Raw genomic sequence first — 15822 nt, forward strand, 5'->3', positions numbered from 1 at the left:
GTCAGAACGTGTTGATGCGGTAGCTGGACAACAGCGCGTCGCGCGCGTTCTCGAGCGCCTTGCGCTTGTCTGGCGTGAGCTCGTCGTACTGCAGTTGCACCGCCAGCAGGATCGCCTGCTTGATGCTGGCCGGCACGTTGGCGCGGTAGTCGATGGCGACGGGCGGATCGGCGTCGGGATCGGCGGGCTTCGGCGTATAGCCGGCGACGTACTCCACCCGGATCGCATCTTCGCGGAGGTAAATCGATGGAATGCTGTAACCGGACGCGAACCGCAGCCGCGGCACCAGATCGGCCGTCACGAAGAAGTCGGCCGGCGCCACGGTCTGCAGCACATTGGCATCGTCGTAGTAGCTCAACGACACCATTTCGATGAAGGGAGGCCGGAGCAACTCGATGTCACCCCACGCCATGCACCCGCCGCCAACAAGCCAATCCCAGCCGCGGCGCTCGCCGCGGCGCCGGGCCGGTCCGCGCGTCATGCGCAGCGTCTGCTGCACGAATGCGCGGCGAGTGATCTGCTCGCATTGTTCGCGAGCGCTGACTATCTGCGCCCGGACTGCCGCAGTGTCCGGGTTGTCCTCCGTCGGATCATCCAGGCGCAGATGCACGAATGCCTCTTCGATCGTCACCGGCTCGACCGGCGGGGGCGTGACGATGACGATGTTCAAGGTCTTACTCCGCTTCGTCGAGCAGCTTGGCCAAATCGGCCTTCAGCGTGACGCCTTCGGGGATCTCGATCTTCTTGGCCTCGAGCGCCTCCTTGATCTGCGCCACGGTCAGGCCATCGGACGGCTTCCCGCTGTCTTCCGGCTCTTCGTCGCCAGTCTCTTCGAGGTTTGCAAGCTCGGCCTTGCGACGCTTCAGCCAGTGATCGGCCGAAGCATCCTCGAGGTTGTACGTCTGACCGGCCTTGAGGGCCTCGCCGTTGCCTCCGACTTCGTCGGTCAGCATGCGAATGGCCTTCATGATCAGTTCGACACCACTTGCACCACCGACGCCGGATCGTTGTCCGTCGCCGGCGCGTGCTTGGGATCGACGCCGAGCACCACCGCGCCGGCGTCGCTGGTGGCCGTGCCCACGGTCAGCACCAGGCGCACGAAGCGCTTGGTGCGATCGGTCAGCCGATTGACGTCGAGGTTCATGACAGCCTGCTTGTTGTCGCCCGAGGCCTTCACGATCTGGGTGAGCTGCCCTTGCGTGACGTCTGCGGCACCGGTGCCACTCGCGTCGGTGGCTTGCTGCCATTTCGCATCGACGGTGGCCGAGGCGCCCAGCGTGCCAGTAGAGATGACGGCCATCAGGCGCGAATACATGGCCGTGTCGATCCAGCCGGAATTTCCTGCGCCCGCGGCGCGAGCACCGGGAGTCACGACGGCAGCGACGGCGAGGCGTTCGCTGGGGAGAGAGTTGGGACCCATGATGTTTTCCTCAGAGGAGTTGGGAAAGACGGGGCCGAAGCCCCATCAGGATCAGGCGCGAGCGCCCAGGGCGGCGAAGAAGCCGCGGCTTGCCGCGCCGGCCTGGTACGGCGCGACGGGAGCGTTCCACCACGGCTGGCCACCGACGCGCAGCACGAAGCGGAACGCGGTGATGTCGTAATCGAACCAGACGTGGATGGACACGTCCGATTTCACGCCGCCGGCCTTCACGCCCGACAGGTAGTTCGACAGGTCGCCGAAGACGATGTCGCCTTCGTCGCCCAGGGCCGGCATGGCTTCCGAGTAGGCGATCGGACGGCCGAACAGCGTGCCGTAGGGGGCCGCCGAGAGGCCGCCGGGCGGCAGGTACACGGGGACCGCGGTGCCGGTGCCGGGGAAGGACATCCCCATCAGCTGGCCTTCGACGTCGGCGTTCATCAGCCACCGCGCGTTGCGACGAGCCATCGGCGTCAGAGCGGTCCACATCTTGGTCAGGTTGGCGAAAACGACGGTGTCCGCCGACTGGCCGCTTTCCTTGGCGACGATCACCGTGCCCGGCGATTTCAGGATGCCCAGGGGCATGCCGACGCCGGTGCCGTTGATGATGGCATCGTTCACCTTGAAGACGATTTTTTCCGGCGCCTTGCGGTTGACGTAGCTGGCCATGGCAGGCGCGTCTTCCAGCAGTTCGTCGGTCAGCGGCACCAGGGCGATGACCTTGTTCAGCTTCACGGTCTTCTCGACCAGCGCAGGCTTCGACTGCGTCTTCTGGCCGCCCTCGACTTCCCAGTAGGCCTGGATGCCGCCACTCGACTGCCACGGGGTCGTCTCGTCCGCGGGGAACGTGATCGAGTTGCCCGAGCTGATCTGCTGGTCGGTCAGCGGCAGAAGCGAGTCCTCGCCCATCACCTTCTGGATGATGGTGTTGCGGAAGTCCGGCGGCACGGCGAAGCCCCCGTCCGCGCCGACGCCTTCCGAGCCGAACGTGGTCGGCGCGTTAGCGATCAGGCGCGGGTCGGTCTGCGCGCCCTTGGCGGACGACTTGACCACCGCGTTGAAGAACTCGGCCTGCGAGCGAAAGCCCCACTTGTTGGCGTCGGTCGTGCGCGGGGTCGCGAAGATGGGCTTGTGCTTTCCCGAGGTGCGCGCCTGCGGTTGCACGGGCTCGTCTTCTTCCTGCACCTCCGGGTTGGTCTTGCGGCCGGCGGGCTGCGAGATCTTGGCGTTCATCGCGTCCAGTTGCTCGCGGCGCTCGATGTCGGCCTCCACGGCTTCGAACGAGGCGAAGATCTGCTTGATCTCTTCCTGCTCGTCGGCCGTCAGGTCACGCTTCTCGGCGTCGGCCCGAGCCTGGATGTTGTTGCCTGCATCCTTGAGCTCGATGAGCCGGTTCTGCAGGGTCTCCAGAGTGGCAACGGAATCGTTGCGCACGGTTGCGGCCATCGAAAGGCCGAAGGATGCGGCGACTGCCAATGCGGTCAGGGCCAGCGAGTGCTTCTTCATGGAAAACTCCTTTGGGCGAAGCGGAAACAAAAAAGCCGCCCGAAGGCGGCCGATGGCGGATGCGGAGGGCTGGCCCTACGCGGTCTTGGGGCTGGCCCCGAGATTGAGTTTCTGGGTGCGCATTTGCATGCGAGCCAGGAGAGAGGTGGAGGCGGTCGCCTGCTTGCGCAGAGAGTCCGGCACCTTGTTGAACTTTTCGAGCATGGGGAAGGCCGCGCTGAATTGCTTTTCCTCCACCTTGCTCGTGGCAAACCCGCGCTCCACGGCTTCGTCGGCGTTCATCCATGTCTCAGCGGACATCCACGCACTGACGTCGTCGCGCTTGGCGCCGGTACGAGCCACATAGTTCTCGAGCAGCACGTCGCGGACCTTGTCCAACGAATCAGCCTGCTTGCGCATATCGGCCGCGGTTCCCATGGCCATGCCCCAAGGGTCATGGATCATGATGGTGCCGTTGGCGGCGATGCGCACCTCGTCGCCGGCCATGGCGATGACGGAAGCGATGCTGGCGGCGATGCCATCGATATGGACGATCTTCTCGCCGTCGAACCGCTTGATCTGGTTGTAGATGGCGAGCCCCTCGAATACCGACCCGCCCGGGCTGTTGATGTAGATGTCCAGGGCCTTCACGTCTCCAAGCGCCTTCACCGATTCGGCGAATGATTTGGCGGTCACTCCCTCGCTGAAAAAGCCACCGCCGATTGCGTCGTAGACGTAAATCTCCCCGCGCTTCCCGCTGGTCTTGGCGAAAAATTTCATGCTGCTTCCTTCGTGAACACGGCCGCCGCAGCGTCCGCCGGCAGCAATGGGCTGCTCACCATGTCGATCGCTTGCTTCTGCGCCGCCAAAAGCCTGCTGCCGAGCGCCTCAGCCATCTCTCCCACTTGCTCGGCCGCATAGCTGCGCGCATCGTGTAAGGCAGCATCGAAGCCGGCCGCGGCCTTTCGGTTGTCAAACCGTCGCTGAATACGCGCATACACGGACGTCAGCCAAGCTTGCGCGACACCATCTTTCTGCCCGGCATTGGCTGCAGGCACGGAAGCCGGGGCCGGAGCCGGCGCAGCCGGCAGCATGTTCTTGCCCACATCTTCCAGTCGGACCGCAGCCCCGTTCATCGTGCGCACATCGCCGACCGGTCCGATCGTGTTCTCACCCAGTTTGCGCAACACGTCGTTGACGCTGTACACACCCATCGCGCGGCCGGTGCTGTAAGCGGTCATGCGGCTCCCGAAGTCACCCTGCTCCGCCCAGTCGACGTCGAGCTCGACGAACTTTTTCGGACCACGCGCGGAAAAGAACTTGTAGTCGGACTCCTGCTGGATCTCCTGCACCCATGGGCGCAGCGTGTCTCGCGAGAACTCGAGGCCCTGATGCTCGATGTTGTTGTTCGTCGCGCGCAGCAGGAAGGCGATTTTGTGCGGAGGCACACGGAACCAGCGGCAGACCTCCTCGATCAGTTGGTTCTTCACATCGACCAACTGAGATTTGTCGGCGTCGGCATTGAACTGCGTGAACTTTCCGCCAGCCTCCAGGAACAGCGTGCGAAAGGCGTTGCGTGCACCTTGGTGCTTGTCGTTGATCTGCTGCTTTAGACGCTCGAAGGTCGGGTCATCGAGCTTGTTCGGATACTCGAGCACTCCACCCAATTGGGTGCCATTGGCGAAATAGGACGAAGCGAACTGGTCGACTGCGACGGAACGTGCAATCGTCTTGACCGCCTTCGAGACCATGTCGTCGCCCGCCAAACCCGTCAGGCTTGCCCCGCGGATGTGGAAGACGTCCTCCGGGTCCAGATCAACGAATCCCCCCTGAGAGGTCTGGGTGACTCGATAGACCAAGCTACCGAATCGGTTCCGAACCAACTCCACGCGGTCGGGAGCAATGGGCCAGAGCCAGGCCAAGCGTCCCGCCATGTCCCACTCGATCTCCGCGATCCCGTTTCCGTAGCCCGCCGCGGCGATGCCCATCGCGCGCTTGCCAGCCTGCGCCGTCATTTCGGGATTGAACCGGGTGTTCAGGACGTACTGCAGGCGATCTTCCGGGATCACCTTCTTGTCATCAGCCCCGCGAAGCCCAGCGTAGACATTCCAGTCCGAGGATGCCAATGCGGATGCGATGACGTCGATGCATGCCCAGACGGCGGCCTGCATGAAGGCGATCCCGTGCGTGACATGCACACCCGCATCATTCGCATACGTCGGCCACCAAGCGCCGCTCTGCGGGTTCGAATTGCCGGCACGCACCGCGTCGTATATCTCGACGGGGCCGCCCCCGGTCATTTCGACGGCGATGCGCTGCAGGGCAACCGAACCGGGCTCAGGCGCAGATTGCGCGCTTATGCCCAGGGCGCTCATGACTGCGTTGAATGGTTTCAGAGCCATCGTATTTGCGGTTCCGCTTGTGGTTCTGGCACGGTCGACACGAGGCCGCCAGCCATGACGGCCGCGACCATCAGGTCGATTCGGCCCGTCGCCTTCTCTTTGGACAGCTTCCGGTTCTCCGCGCCATCCTGCTCAATCACGGCATTGCCGGCGCACATGGTCAGCAGCTTGTGGCCGGCATGCACCAACTCTCCGTTGAGCAACATGCGCTCAAAGTTCTCGACCGCCGGACTCATGTCCCTGAAGCCCTGTCCGAACGGCCGCATCGGCGGAAGCGTGATGCCCTCGTCGTTCGCCAGCGCGATCAGATCCTCGATGCGCCAGCGGTCATAGGCGACCTCGACGACCTCAAAGAAGTCACACATGCCGCTGAGCTTCTGGAGGATCGTTCTCTTGCTGATCGCACGGCCTGGCGTGGTATCCAGGAAGCCTTCGTCTTTCCACTGGACATACGGCACGCCATCGGTGTCGCTCTTCTCCTGCAGTCCGATCTCAGGAAGCCAGCCGAAGGGAACCATCTTCCAAGGCTCGCCCTCCTCGATCGGCTCCACAAAGAACACCAAGCCCGTCAAGTCGGTGGTGCTCGAAAGGTCCAGCCCGGCCACTGCCCGTCGGCCACGCAGTTCCTGCCAATCGAAATCGCTCTGAGCGCCCTTCCAAATCTCATGACTCAACCACGGCGACTCAGCGCCGGTCCATTGACAGAAGTTGAGCCGGCGCACCAGGGCCTCTTTGCCAGGCATGCCCTTGGCTTCGGTGACTTGCTCCCGGATGTACTTGTACCCAGGGAGATCCGCATCCTGGAGACTTGGGTTCGCCTTCGGCCAACACTTTTCGTCTTCGAACGGATCGTCTTCCTCATCCAGCGCGCAGATGAAGCTGAAAAACGCGTCATCCTGCCGCTCGCCGGCCGCAACCTTCGCGCCGTACTCGTGATAGCCCCAGCATGGCCCGTGCTTGTTCGAACCACTGTTCGTGATCATGAAGATCAGGGCCTGACGTCTGCTCTTCGTGCCCGCTCGCAGCATTTCGACGACGGTGTTCGTCTTGTGCTCGTGCAACTCGTCGATTAGCCCGACGTGAGGGCGCGGGCCGGATTGCCCGTCGTCGCTGCTGATTGGACGAAAGAACGCCCCCGCCTGCAGATACGCAAGGTTCCAGCACTTCTCGCCGGTGCCGCTCTTCTGGAGGCGCTTCGAAAGCTCTGGCGACTGGTCGACCATCGCAACGGCGTCACGGAAGAGGATCATCGCTTGATCCTTTTTCGTGGCGGCGCTGTACACCTCCGCCCGCGCCTCGCCATCAGCGACGAATCCTTTCATTCCAATGCCCGCTGCCAGTGGCGACTTCCCAGAGCCCTTGGCGGTCTCCACGTAACAAACTCGGAAGCGCCGATAGCCATCCGCCCCAAACCAGCCGAACGTGGACCCGACGACGAACTTTTGCCAGGCCAGCAGCAGGAAAGGCTTGCCCTCGTAGTCGCCGCCGTTCAGCTTTAGCACGTTCTCGAAGAACCGGATCGCCTTGTTCGCTTCGTCCAAATTCCACACAAGGCCGCGCTTCTTGCCATGCTCCAAATCTCTGAGGTGCCGCGCGCAGGTGTCGCGCACATGCGGCCCGGCAATGCGCTTGCCTGCCACCACCTCCCGCGCATAAGCCGTGACCGGATCAGCCGAAGAATTCGGCGAGCGGGTCTTTCTTGTCTTTGTCGTCATCCGGCGCGGCCTGTACCTTGGACCGGGCGGCCGGCGTCAGGCCAAACTCCACCAGGTAACTTTTGAATCGACGATCGGCATCAGCAAACATGGCTGCCGCGGGGTTCGCCTTGATCAGCCCGCCATCCGTTTCGTAGGTGCGGCCCTGGGACGAAAGCGAGTCACGCAGCTCGAGCAGCTCGGCGTAGCAATCGCACAGTCGCTCAAGCGCAGGTCCATCCGCCTCGGTGAGCACTCCCATGCGGTCGAGCAACACGCCCAGGCGCCCCCATGCCACCTTCCCTACATCTGAGAGGTAGGCCGGGCAAGATGGAATTTCGCGCTTCGGCTTCGGCTCGCGCTTGTTGATTGCGCGCTTGCCCGGGTTCCCCGATACGACCTTCAAATGCGTCGGTTTTGGGGTCCTGCCTGCCATCGGTCAGCCTGTCAAAAAAATCCGCTCATTTCGCGGGTGTGCACAGAGCGGGTGAGCGCCGGTCAGGAGCGGGGAAGGGTTTTAGGATTTTTCCCACCCCTCCCCATTTTGGTGCGCAATTGAGAATAATTCGCATCTAATGCGAGTCATCAGGAGGGCCAGCCATCGGGGCCAATGGTCTTCTTCGACCGGCCCGACTTCTCGAACATCTGCTTGTCGGAGTCGTGATGCGGCTTGCAAAGAGGCTGCCAGTTCGACTGGTCCCACATCAGCGCCTGATCACCTTCGTGCTTTACCTTGTGGTCCACCACGGTGGCCGGTGTGATACGCCCAAGGCTCTTGCACATCACGCACAGCGCGTTCTCTTCGCGCGAAAGAAAGGCCTTGCGCTCCCGCTGCCATCGTCCGCCGTAACCGCGCTCAGCAGTCTTTCGCCGATCCGTGCGCCAACTTGGCTGAGGGGCATGACTCACGGATGTTCCACGCGAAACGAGGTCAGGCCTCGTCGCCGTCTTCGGGCTGGTAGGGGCGGATCATCGGCAGGATCGGAGCCGAGATGAACGGCCCGATCTCGCGGATCGCGATCACGCCATCGCCATGGACGGAGAACGTGAAGTGCGAGCCAGGCTGCATGCGCGTCTCGCCGGCCTCGGTCTTCACGATGGCCTGCTTGTTCCCGCTGACTGCGATGTGAACGGAGGTGGTCATGCGAGCCCCAAAAGAAGAAAGCCCGCACGAGGCGGGCAAATCCACGGCAACTGCTAGAAGCGTGGAGGAGACAACTGGATGCGGCAGAGGGCTTCGATCCCCCGACTTCCAGGGTATGAACCTGGCGCTCTACCTGGCTGAGCTACACCGCAGAAATGAGAAAGCCGCCTCGTGGGCGGCCTCTTGAAGACGTGCTTCTCCATCGACTGCTTCGGCCTCGGTGACAACCCGGGCAGACATACGACAGAGATTTGAGGGCAGCGACCTCAGCAGGTCGCGCGATCTCGGGCGCGAGTATAGGGCAAATCAGACCGGCCGCAAACGCTGCCGGATCGCCGTGCGGGCCTTCTGCACGCAGTCGTCCATGTAGTTCGCCACGCGGCGGCCTTCCTGGCCGTGCGGGATCGGCGCAACACCAGTCCCACCGCATGCCTTGCATGCTCGGTTCGACAGGGTGGGTGCGCCTGGGATGGCCTGGTACTTGAGGCCATGGCAGTGCGGGCACGTCTGGTCCAGCCAGTAGGCGATGATGGCAGGCACCTTCACGCTCGCTTCGACGATGCCCCACTTCGGCACGTAGCTCGTGAGTTGCGAGCGCACCGCGGGCAAGCTCTTGAGCTTGTTCACCAGCTTCGCCATCTCGGCCATGTACCAGTCTTGCGCCTGGCGCCGTGCGGCAAACACGCGCTCCGACTCCTTGAGCGCTCGCGGCATGGTGGCCGCCACAGCGGCGATAGCGCTCGGCGACGGCCGGCGCGGCTTCTCTGCCTTGTCCCACTCGCTGTGCAGACGCAGAAGTGCCATGCCCACACGCGAAGGGTTCATGCCAGCGGCGATCAGCACGTCGGCATCGGAGCGTCGATCGCCCTGCACGCGGAGGTCAGAGGTGTTGCCGGCCGAGGTGTACTCCTCCTCGACGCAGCGCTTTTCGTCCATGAGCATGCGTCCTCCTTAGTTGCCCAACAGGGCCTTGAGCTGGCGGAACTTCTCGGTGTCCTTAGCCGCAGCCTGGACCGTTTCCTCCGCGTCCAGAGCAGCAGCGTCGATCTCGTCGGCGACCTGGCGCAGCAGCTTGGCCGCGTCGGCCAAGCGCGAGAGCGGGTCCTTCTTAGCTGGTGCGGGTGATGCCGAGGGGCGAAAGGGAGGTGTCTGGGGAGTGGGCATCGGTTCCTCGGGTTGGTGGGTGGTGGTCTTTGCAGTCACGCGCGTGAACTCGCCGCGGGTCGGCTCCTTGATCAGGCCCTGGCCGCGCAGGTTGTCGAGGCAGCCGTCGACCAGGGAGCGGTCGCAGCTCACGCCCACGCGGCGCAGTTCGGCATGGATCTGGGCCTTGTTCCAGATGGCATGGGCGGGCACAGCGTCGAGCACCTTGCGAGCGATGCTGTTGAGGCTGCTGGCGATGCGGGCGATCTTGGCCTCGTTCATGGAATTCCCTCGCTCAACACGCACGGATAAGCTGCGAGGACCGTCGAAGACGAGACCTTTTGGGCCTCCTTCAGCCATGAGGCATACGCCTCGCCGATGGTCATTCCCCAGCCGAGTGTGTTGGTTGGGAAGTGCTGGCAATACCACATGCCCGGCCGAGCCGTACTCGGGATCAGCCGTGGCTTGAACGAGTGCATGCCACCTCCTTGCAGGGGATCATGGTGGGGTCGATCGTCGGCAGCGGCACAGGCGGGAGCCATGCTTTCGATTCGTCGACTGCGTCGTCGCCGGGGTCCCGGATGGGGCGAAGCCACTTGTCATGAATCGGGCCTCCAGGGACAGTCTCGATCCCGCCTTCAATGCCTTGCGCCGACAACCGGCCCTCCACCGCCCAAAACCCTTCTCCGCTAACCGGCTGAAAGGTGACGCCCTGAATCGTCATCTCTTCGCCGGGCACGAGAAGGCGAATGCATTTCACCAGCCTGTCAAGGTTGATGCTTCTCGGGCAGACGATCCGTGCCAAGTCTCCGGGCTTGCAGTTCACAGCGTCTCTCCTCAACCGAGGTAGCCGAGCACCGCACCGAGGGGAGCCAGCACGATTCCGAACCCGCGCAGCACCAGCATGCCAGTGGCACCGTCCATCGGGGCCAGCTTGACGATGTTGAGCACCCAGCCGACCGCACCGGCCAGGCCAATGCACACGACGAAGACGAACAGGAAGCCGGCGAGCATGGTGTCGGCGGCGTGGCTGCAGCTGCGCATCAGAGTTCTCCTTGTTTGATGGCGCTGAGCCTGTCTGAATTGCGCTCCTGCAGCAGGGACCACAGGTATTCGGCCGACTCCTTGCCGATCTGCTCCACCGACTTGGCCGCCGCGGCTTCGTGACCGATGCACTCGCCTGCGCGATGCGCCTCCTCCCAACGCTCGATGGCCTGCGCGAGTTGGTCTTTGGTGATGGTGATGCTGTCCATGTCGTTCTCCGGTGGTTGATCAGGTTGTGATGCGCACGTCGATGCCGTGCAGGTGCTTCATGAGGTGGCGCTTCAGCTGGAAGGCCGGCAGCTTGGCGGTGATCTCGCTCTTCACGTCCTCGACGATCCGAGCCCCGTTCTCGCGGTAGACGAAGTCCGCGATGAAGCGGATGGCCGGCTTCTTCCGGCTCGATCCTTCGAACTTGACCGGCGGGGCCAACTCGAAAGGCACCTGGCGCTGCAGGTCCGTGATGCGACCGGCGCGCTGCAGAATGCAGAGATGGCCCCAGCGCTCGGCCTCGCGCTTGCTGTCGAAGGGGATGCCTCCCACGACCGTGCGCTTGTTGAGGTATTTCTTCACAGGCGACCTCCCCTCTCTTCGTAGCACTGGGTCCAGTACATGCCAGCCTTGGACTTGAAGGCATACGGGCATGCGTCGTTTCGCGTGAAACATTGGTCGGCCGCGGCTTCGGCCTCCGCCTTGATCACAGCCATGCGACGCTCGGTCAACGGCGGGTCGGCCATCTCGGCCAGGGTGGGCAGCCGCTCGCTCATGACGCGAGCCCCGGGAACAGCGAGCCGATAGGCCGGTGCGCGACGGGATGGCCAGCGCGGTATTTGCTGACGATCGTGCGGCTGTAGCCGAGGCGGGCCCCGATGGCGAGCCCCGTCTCAGGCGACAGCAGGATCTCCTGCACATGCTCCGGCTTCACCGTGGTGCGAGCGAGCGCGATGCGGCGATTCGCCAGCATGCGCGCCAACTGCCCCTTGTGCTTGCCGGTCTTCGCCGTGAACCGCCCCCACTCCGTGCCGGTGCCGCACCGCGCGTGCGCCGGATTCACGCACTGCTCGTTGCGGCAGGTGTTGTAGACGAAGAGGCCGTCTTTGACGCCCTTGCCGTGCGCCATCTGCCAGGTCGCACGGCGCCCTGTCTGGGCCTCCATCACCGGGTCCATGGCCTCCACCAGAGCGGCGATGATCTTGGCCCGCGGTCTCGGCGACTCGAACGCAATCGCCAGCGCGGCGTTCAGCCGCTGCTCGGTGGCATACAGATCGGGGGCGTAGATGCGGGGGATGTCGCTCGACCGTGCGCCCGTCCAGACCCAGCACCCAGTTATCTCCTCGACTTCGCACCGCGCGCGAACTTCCTCCAGGGTTCTCATGCTTCCACTTCCTTTCGGGCGAGGCGCCATCCACCGATCTCGTTGCGTTCGATGTAGCCCTTCTGGGCCAGCGCGACGACGCGGTCGCGAGCGGTGTCGATCGAGCGCCAACCGAAGTGCTCGGCGATCTTCCAGTAGGGCGGGATCAGGTCATTGCGGCCCAGGAAGTCGCGCATGAACGCCAACACCTCGAGCTGCACCTCGGTCACCTCACGCTTGCGCTCTTGCGGCTTGACGGCCGGCTTTGCCACGCGCTGGCGCTTCATGGGGTTGATCGCCCTGGGCTTCGCGTACTTTTCGCCGCGCAGCCTCGCGGCGATGCGGTTGGCGTCCTGGCACATAGCCCGGATCTCGAAATCGACTTCGACGGCCATCAGTGCAGCCCTCCGGATGCGCCGCGCTCGGCGGCTTGAGCGTTGCGGACCCGCGCCTTGTAGATCGGGAATTGCTCGACGCCGGACCACTTCCCGAGCCCCAGTCGCACGCCCTCGGCTTCGATAGCGGGCTGCGAATCGGGATCGAGGGGCGCACCAGCACTGCCGGGCGCCTGAATGCCCTCGTCTTGCCAGCGGCCTTCGTTGAGCCAGGTCGACGGGTGCGGGATGTACCGGCCGCCGTCGTCGGTCCACTGCTTCGAGGTGCGCTGCATGCCGATGGCTGAGAGCATCGCGTCGAGCAGTGCCCGGGCCGGCTTGCGCTTCTCGAAGGCCTTGCGTGCCGCGTCCTTGCCGACCTTGTTCGGATAGGCCTTCCAGAATTCATCGAAGAGATCCGAGGCAGGAGCGGGGGCGGAGCCGGCAGGCGACGAAAGAACGGATTCGGATACGGATACGGATACGCCTAGGTGATCATTTGCTAGCGGCTGCGTAGCAACTGCTGCGCAAGTGCTGAGCGGATCCGGGAACTTGCTTTTCTTTGCGCGCACCTGCTGACCGAAGTCCAGCACCTCAAGGTAGCTCTCCCCGTCCTGTGCCGGGTACACCCTTACAAGGGCCGCATCTGCGCAAACGCGCAGCCACTTCCCTATGTCCGAGTCGGAAACCTTGCCGAGCTGCCTCGGGTAGCAGGCCGCGCGCAGCAGCCCGTGATCGGCGTAGTAGCGTCCGAAGTCGTCCACGACCGACAGCAAGCGCCGGTAGAAGACCTCCTCGGCCCATCCCAGCTTCGCCATGCGAGAGCTGGTCAGGATGCCCTCGCGGATGATGCGATTGGGCACTATGCCGGCTCCCCTGCCGCCGCCGTATCGATGCCGAGCCGGGCCGCGATGTCGGCATGCGGCGAGCCGGACAGGTGCGACAGGAAAGCCACCAGCGGGCCGAGGTCACCGGCCGCGGTGTTTGACTTGATCCACTCGGCGCCGTCGGCCACTAGGTCGCGCTGCGGCGAGAGCACCGCGGCCGTGACCTTCTTCTTGCCCTTGGCCTGCGCGGCTTCGAACTTCTTCTCCAGCACGTCGGCGGTTCCGGCCCCGTGCTTCTTCAGCAGGCGGATCGCGTTCGTGCCGCTGACCTTTCCGCCCTCGACCATCACCAGCACGCGGCGGCTCGCGCCGGCCAGCACCAGCCAATCCGAGATCTGCTGCTTCTTCTTCACCAGCCGCTTTGCGATCTCGTCCACGTCGAGGCCGTAGCCGATCAGGCGCTTGCAGAGCGTGGCCCATGCCTGCGGTGTCAGCTCCTTGCCCGAGGCGCTGGTAGCCATGCTCACGGCCAGGTCGACCATGCTCGTGCCAGCGGGCGCAACGGTCACGGGCAGGAACTCGATGGGCTCGCCCTCGTCTACAAGCTCGAGCACTGCCGTGAGGCGGTGCTCGCCGTCGGTGAGGTTGATGATGTCGCCGTCGCCCTCCTCCTTGGACACGTAGCCCGCCAGCGGCTTGTCCTTGCTGTATCCGTTGATGCGGATCGATTCCTTGATGGCCTCGACGTGTTCGCGGTCGACGGGGCGGATGTTGTAGCCGGCGATCACGCGGATGTTCGCGACCGGCACCATCCAAAGGTCGGAGGACTTCGCGCCGGCCGCGCGCATGGCGGCCTTTACGTTGCCCGGGCTCAGTTCGATTTCAGCAGTTGCGTTCATGTCTCGCTTTCTGGTGTGAGATCAGTTCGGGAACTCGACCGGGTCCTTGTTCGGGCCCGGAGCGTAGTAACGGCCGCCGTCAGTGCCATTGCCGCGGACGCGCGGGCAGTAGCCGACAACCTGGATGTAGCCCTTGCGCACGGCCTTGGCGTAGACGCCGCCGAACGCGCGCGCATCCTTCGGGCAGATTCCCTCCTCCTGCGCCGCGAAGGTGGTGCTTTCGCCCGAGACCTTTCCCTTGGCGCGGATGTGCCGCACGATGAAGGCGAGAGCGCGAGCGGCGAACAGGGGATCGCGCTGGTCCTCGGCGGCCTGAGCGCCAGAGGCCGCTGCGAGCCCCCGCGCAAGAGCGGTGGCGAGCGTTGCGTCGACACGGTCGTGGTCGGTGTGCATGTCAGATACCTCCTCGCTTGATGGCGTCTCGGCGGTGCGTGTCGGCCATGCCTTGCTCACGCGAGACGATGCTGATTCCGGTGGATGTGGCGCGTACCAGGCCGCGAATGCGGTGGACTTTGGGCGCTGGGTCGTGGCGGATGCCCTTGGCATCAGCAACGGTGGGGAATGCGGGGCGCTTCATGCCGCCTCCAACCCGAGTTGCTCTGGAGCCTTGGAGGCCGGTGCGAACAACTGGCCTTGCTTCGCCGCCTGCTCGATGCGTCGGCACGCGATGTCGAAGTATTTGAGCTCGCGCTCAATGCCAATGAACCTGGCGCCGACCTCGACAGCAGCAACCCCTGTGGTGCCCGACCCCATGAAGAAGTCGGCAATGGACGAAGGGCTGCCAGCCTGCTCGACGCACCAGCGCATCAAAGCCAGAGGCTTCTGAGTGGGGTGGCCTACACGTTCCGCGTTGGTCGCTCCGATGGATACGCTCAACTGCCGAGCGTTTCGGTCCTGATTCGTCCAGGCGAGTTCGAAGTTCGCCATGCTGGGCGGCGCATCAGGCTTGAACCACGAGAGCCAGCCGCGAGTGGGAGGCAAGTCGTAGTAGTTCCCGCCCCAGACAATCTGGACATCGCCGAGAGCGCGCAGAGCGTTGATGTCCAGCGCAATGGCATCGTCCCACGCTTCCGGCTTCTGTCCTGCGCGTCGCTGCCATTTCGTAGGCTGAGCCGCGAAGCTGATACCGTAAGGCGGGTCGGTGATCACTGCCGCCACGCGCTCGAGGGACGGCAGAATCTCCATGCAATCGCCCAGGTACAGCGTGGCATCGCCGATGGTTTCGACACGCATCACGCAGCCCTCAGATGCGCCGGCTTGCCGGCCTCGTTGTTGGCCTGGGCACCGCGCACAACGCCCTGTGCTGCACCCACGAGCCCCACCATGGCCGCCTCGATGGCCTTGCGCTCGTTGTCGCTGACGTGGCCGTCCTGCAGCGCCTCGCTCAGCACCTTGAAGGCATTGGCGCCCTTCTCAACGATCGTCGCGCCGCTGATCCGCAGGTCGCCCAGCATCGAGGGATCGATGAGCGGGAGCTCGAGCAGGCGAGCCCCCTTGCCGTTGATCGCGTTGATGAAGGCGTAGCAGTCCGGGCTGCCGGCTTCGATGCACATGTCGGAGATCAGCAGCGCCGTCACCATGCCGAGCTTGAACTTGGCGTCCGTGCCCGACAGCTCCTTGCGAAGCGTCTCCTCGGGCTTGTCGATGCGCGAGGCGACAACCTCGATGCCGCCGGGGAACTGCTTCACCATGAGCCGCAATGCGTCGTTGGGGGTCATATCCGATTGCTCCTTGCTTGGAGGTTGTTGCAGCGCAGCGAAAGCTGTGCAATGCAGGAATGGAAGAGAAGAACGGAAAACAACTAGCGCTCTTCGCGCTCGAGCTCGTGCCAGGTGTTGAACTCGTGGTAGATCGCCGCGGCCAAGATGGCGCACAGCACCATCAGGCCGGCCAGGACGGTAGCCATGCGCTCGCCTGCGGTGTCGCAAAGAGCCCAGTAGCCAAGGGCGAGAGCGGCCACCAGGCAAGCCGATGCAACGATCTCGATGAAGTAAGCGCGAAGGCGATTCATGGGGTGGGCTCCGGTAGGTGTCCGCCCACCC

General features: G+C 64.1%; 26 protein-coding genes and 1 tRNA gene. All 27 read right to left on the reverse strand.

Annotation, left to right across the window (positions count from 1 at the left end; genetic code table 11):
• Position 1: 1 nt before the first annotated feature.
• Positions 2–670 carry a hypothetical protein gene (locus tag INQ48_20450; protein ID QRF55744.1) on the reverse strand — a complete coding sequence of 223 codons (669 nt, stop codon included), beginning with the start codon at positions 668–670 and terminating at the stop codon, positions 2–4.
• 4 nt (positions 671–674) lie between these two features.
• The gene (locus tag INQ48_20455; protein QRF55745.1) at positions 675–953 is read right to left on the reverse strand and encodes a hypothetical protein; all 279 of its coding nucleotides are present in this window, start codon (positions 951–953) and stop codon (positions 675–677) included.
• 17 nt (positions 954–970) lie between these two features.
• A complete protein-coding gene (locus INQ48_20460; protein ID QRF55746.1) occupies positions 971–1420 on the reverse strand; it encodes a hypothetical protein in 450 nt (149 codons plus the stop codon).
• Between the two features lie 51 nt (positions 1421–1471).
• Entirely contained in the window at positions 1472–2923 is a 1452-nt protein-coding gene (locus INQ48_20465) for a phage major capsid protein (GenBank protein ID QRF55747.1), read from the reverse strand.
• Positions 2924–2998: 75 nt separating this feature from the next.
• Complete coding sequence (locus INQ48_20470) at positions 2999–3682, reverse strand: Clp protease ClpP (GenBank protein ID QRF55748.1); 684 nt, start codon at positions 3680–3682, stop codon at positions 2999–3001.
• The gene (locus tag INQ48_20475) at positions 3679–5277 is read right to left on the reverse strand and encodes a phage portal protein (protein QRF55749.1); all 1599 of its coding nucleotides are present in this window, start codon (positions 5275–5277) and stop codon (positions 3679–3681) included. The genes INQ48_20470 and INQ48_20475 overlap by 4 nt, the downstream gene beginning before the upstream one ends.
• Positions 5278–5294: 17 nt before the next feature.
• Positions 5295–6947, reverse strand: coding sequence for a terminase large subunit (locus tag INQ48_20480; protein ID QRF60820.1), 1653 nt, complete (start codon positions 6945–6947; stop codon positions 5295–5297).
• A 25-nt stretch (positions 6948–6972) separates the two neighbouring features.
• Positions 6973–7434 (reverse strand): phage terminase small subunit P27 family, encoded by a 462-nt coding sequence (locus tag INQ48_20485; protein QRF55750.1) that lies wholly within the window; start codon positions 7432–7434, stop codon positions 6973–6975.
• 149 nt (positions 7435–7583) lie between these two features.
• Entirely contained in the window at positions 7584–7907 is a 324-nt protein-coding gene (locus tag INQ48_20490; protein ID QRF55751.1) for an HNH endonuclease, read from the reverse strand.
• 22 nt (positions 7908–7929) lie between these two features.
• The gene (locus INQ48_20495; protein QRF55752.1) at positions 7930–8142 is read right to left on the reverse strand and encodes a hypothetical protein; all 213 of its coding nucleotides are present in this window, start codon (positions 8140–8142) and stop codon (positions 7930–7932) included.
• Positions 8143–8217: 75 nt separating this feature from the next.
• Positions 8218–8294 (reverse strand) — tRNA-Met (locus INQ48_20500).
• 154 nt (positions 8295–8448) lie between these two features.
• The gene (locus tag INQ48_20505) at positions 8449–9084 is read right to left on the reverse strand and encodes a hypothetical protein (GenBank protein QRF55753.1); all 636 of its coding nucleotides are present in this window, start codon (positions 9082–9084) and stop codon (positions 8449–8451) included.
• Between the two features lie 9 nt (positions 9085–9093).
• Positions 9094–9567, reverse strand: a complete 474-nt coding sequence (locus INQ48_20510) for a hypothetical protein (protein ID QRF55754.1) — start codon at positions 9565–9567, stop codon at positions 9094–9096.
• 172 nt (positions 9568–9739) lie between these two features.
• Entirely contained in the window at positions 9740–10111 is a 372-nt protein-coding gene (locus INQ48_20515) for a hypothetical protein (GenBank protein QRF55755.1), read from the reverse strand.
• 11 nt (positions 10112–10122) lie between these two features.
• Positions 10123–10329 carry a hypothetical protein gene (locus tag INQ48_20520; GenBank protein ID QRF55756.1) on the reverse strand — a complete coding sequence of 69 codons (207 nt, stop codon included), beginning with the start codon at positions 10327–10329 and terminating at the stop codon, positions 10123–10125.
• Positions 10329–10538 carry a hypothetical protein gene (locus INQ48_20525; protein QRF55757.1) on the reverse strand — a complete coding sequence of 70 codons (210 nt, stop codon included), beginning with the start codon at positions 10536–10538 and terminating at the stop codon, positions 10329–10331. The genes INQ48_20520 and INQ48_20525 overlap by 1 nt, the downstream gene beginning before the upstream one ends.
• 19 nt (positions 10539–10557) lie before the next feature.
• Positions 10558–10971, reverse strand: a complete 414-nt coding sequence (locus INQ48_20530; protein ID QRF55758.1) for a DUF1064 domain-containing protein — start codon at positions 10969–10971, stop codon at positions 10558–10560.
• A complete protein-coding gene (locus INQ48_20535) occupies positions 10896–11093 on the reverse strand; it encodes a hypothetical protein (protein QRF60974.1) in 198 nt (65 codons plus the stop codon). The genes INQ48_20530 and INQ48_20535 overlap by 76 nt, the downstream gene beginning before the upstream one ends.
• On the reverse strand, positions 11090–11701 hold the full coding sequence (locus tag INQ48_20540; protein QRF55759.1) for a hypothetical protein: 612 nt from the start codon (positions 11699–11701) through the stop codon (positions 11090–11092). The genes INQ48_20535 and INQ48_20540 overlap by 4 nt, the downstream gene beginning before the upstream one ends.
• Positions 11698–12075 carry a hypothetical protein gene (locus INQ48_20545; GenBank protein ID QRF55760.1) on the reverse strand — a complete coding sequence of 126 codons (378 nt, stop codon included), beginning with the start codon at positions 12073–12075 and terminating at the stop codon, positions 11698–11700. Before INQ48_20545 ends, INQ48_20540 begins: the two co-directional genes overlap by 4 nt.
• Positions 12075–12917 carry a hypothetical protein gene (locus INQ48_20550; protein QRF55761.1) on the reverse strand — a complete coding sequence of 281 codons (843 nt, stop codon included), beginning with the start codon at positions 12915–12917 and terminating at the stop codon, positions 12075–12077. Before INQ48_20550 ends, INQ48_20545 begins: the two co-directional genes overlap by 1 nt.
• Entirely contained in the window at positions 12917–13780 is an 864-nt protein-coding gene (locus INQ48_20555; GenBank protein ID QRF55762.1) for a ParB/RepB/Spo0J family partition protein, read from the reverse strand. The genes INQ48_20550 and INQ48_20555 overlap by 1 nt, the downstream gene beginning before the upstream one ends.
• Positions 13781–13801: 21 nt before the next feature.
• On the reverse strand, positions 13802–14173 hold the full coding sequence (locus INQ48_20560; protein QRF55763.1) for a hypothetical protein: 372 nt from the start codon (positions 14171–14173) through the stop codon (positions 13802–13804).
• 1 nt (position 14174) lies between these two features.
• A complete protein-coding gene (locus INQ48_20565) occupies positions 14175–14357 on the reverse strand; it encodes a hypothetical protein (GenBank protein QRF55764.1) in 183 nt (60 codons plus the stop codon).
• The gene (locus tag INQ48_20570; protein ID QRF55765.1) at positions 14354–15013 is read right to left on the reverse strand and encodes a site-specific DNA-methyltransferase; all 660 of its coding nucleotides are present in this window, start codon (positions 15011–15013) and stop codon (positions 14354–14356) included. The genes INQ48_20565 and INQ48_20570 overlap by 4 nt, the downstream gene beginning before the upstream one ends.
• A complete protein-coding gene (locus tag INQ48_20575; GenBank protein QRF55766.1) occupies positions 15013–15498 on the reverse strand; it encodes a hypothetical protein in 486 nt (161 codons plus the stop codon). The genes INQ48_20570 and INQ48_20575 overlap by 1 nt, the downstream gene beginning before the upstream one ends.
• Before the next feature lie 83 nt (positions 15499–15581).
• A complete protein-coding gene (locus tag INQ48_20580) occupies positions 15582–15791 on the reverse strand; it encodes a hypothetical protein (protein ID QRF55767.1) in 210 nt (69 codons plus the stop codon).
• Between the last annotated feature and the right edge of the window lie 31 nt (positions 15792–15822).

It is taken from the genome of Variovorax paradoxus (assembly GCA_016806145.1).
GTDB lineage: Bacteria > Pseudomonadota > Gammaproteobacteria > Burkholderiales > Burkholderiaceae_C > Variovorax.

Coding starts and splice junctions, on each gene's coding strand:
- INQ48_20455 (QRF55745.1), bottom strand. CDS start 953: ATGCTGACCGACGAAGTCGGAGGCAACGGCGAGGCCCTCAAGGCCGGT.
- INQ48_20460 (QRF55746.1), bottom strand. CDS start 1,420: ATGGGTCCCAACTCTCTCCCCAGCGAACGCCTCGCCGTCGCTGCCGTC.
- INQ48_20465 (QRF55747.1), bottom strand. CDS start 2,923: ATGAAGAAGCACTCGCTGGCCCTGACCGCATTGGCAGTCGCCGCATCC.
- INQ48_20470 (QRF55748.1), bottom strand. CDS start 3,682: ATGAAATTTTTCGCCAAGACCAGCGGGAAGCGCGGGGAGATTTACGTC.
- INQ48_20475 (QRF55749.1), bottom strand. CDS start 5,277: ATGAGCGCCCTGGGCATAAGCGCGCAATCTGCGCCTGAGCCCGGTTCG.
- INQ48_20485 (QRF55750.1), bottom strand. CDS start 7,434: ATGGCAGGCAGGACCCCAAAACCGACGCATTTGAAGGTCGTATCGGGG.
- INQ48_20495 (QRF55752.1), bottom strand. CDS start 8,142: ATGACCACCTCCGTTCACATCGCAGTCAGCGGGAACAAGCAGGCCATC.
- INQ48_20505 (QRF55753.1), bottom strand. CDS start 9,084: ATGCTCATGGACGAAAAGCGCTGCGTCGAGGAGGAGTACACCTCGGCC.
- INQ48_20510 (QRF55754.1), bottom strand. CDS start 9,567: ATGAACGAGGCCAAGATCGCCCGCATCGCCAGCAGCCTCAACAGCATC.
- INQ48_20520 (QRF55756.1), bottom strand. CDS start 10,329: ATGCGCAGCTGCAGCCACGCCGCCGACACCATGCTCGCCGGCTTCCTG.
- INQ48_20525 (QRF55757.1), bottom strand. CDS start 10,538: ATGGACAGCATCACCATCACCAAAGACCAACTCGCGCAGGCCATCGAG.
- INQ48_20530 (QRF55758.1), bottom strand. CDS start 10,971: ATGCCCGTATGCCTTCAAGTCCAAGGCTGGCATGTACTGGACCCAGTG.
- INQ48_20535 (QRF60974.1), bottom strand. CDS start 11,093: ATGAGCGAGCGGCTGCCCACCCTGGCCGAGATGGCCGACCCGCCGTTG.
- INQ48_20540 (QRF55759.1), bottom strand. CDS start 11,701: ATGAGAACCCTGGAGGAAGTTCGCGCGCGGTGCGAAGTCGAGGAGATA.
- INQ48_20545 (QRF55760.1), bottom strand. CDS start 12,075: ATGGCCGTCGAAGTCGATTTCGAGATCCGGGCTATGTGCCAGGACGCC.
- INQ48_20555 (QRF55762.1), bottom strand. CDS start 13,780: ATGAACGCAACTGCTGAAATCGAACTGAGCCCGGGCAACGTAAAGGCC.
- INQ48_20560 (QRF55763.1), bottom strand. CDS start 14,173: ATGCACACCGACCACGACCGTGTCGACGCAACGCTCGCCACCGCTCTT.
- INQ48_20565 (QRF55764.1), bottom strand. CDS start 14,357: ATGAAGCGCCCCGCATTCCCCACCGTTGCTGATGCCAAGGGCATCCGC.
- INQ48_20570 (QRF55765.1), bottom strand. CDS start 15,013: ATGCGTGTCGAAACCATCGGCGATGCCACGCTGTACCTGGGCGATTGC.
- INQ48_20575 (QRF55766.1), bottom strand. CDS start 15,498: ATGACCCCCAACGACGCATTGCGGCTCATGGTGAAGCAGTTCCCCGGC.
- INQ48_20580 (QRF55767.1), bottom strand. CDS start 15,791: ATGAATCGCCTTCGCGCTTACTTCATCGAGATCGTTGCATCGGCTTGC.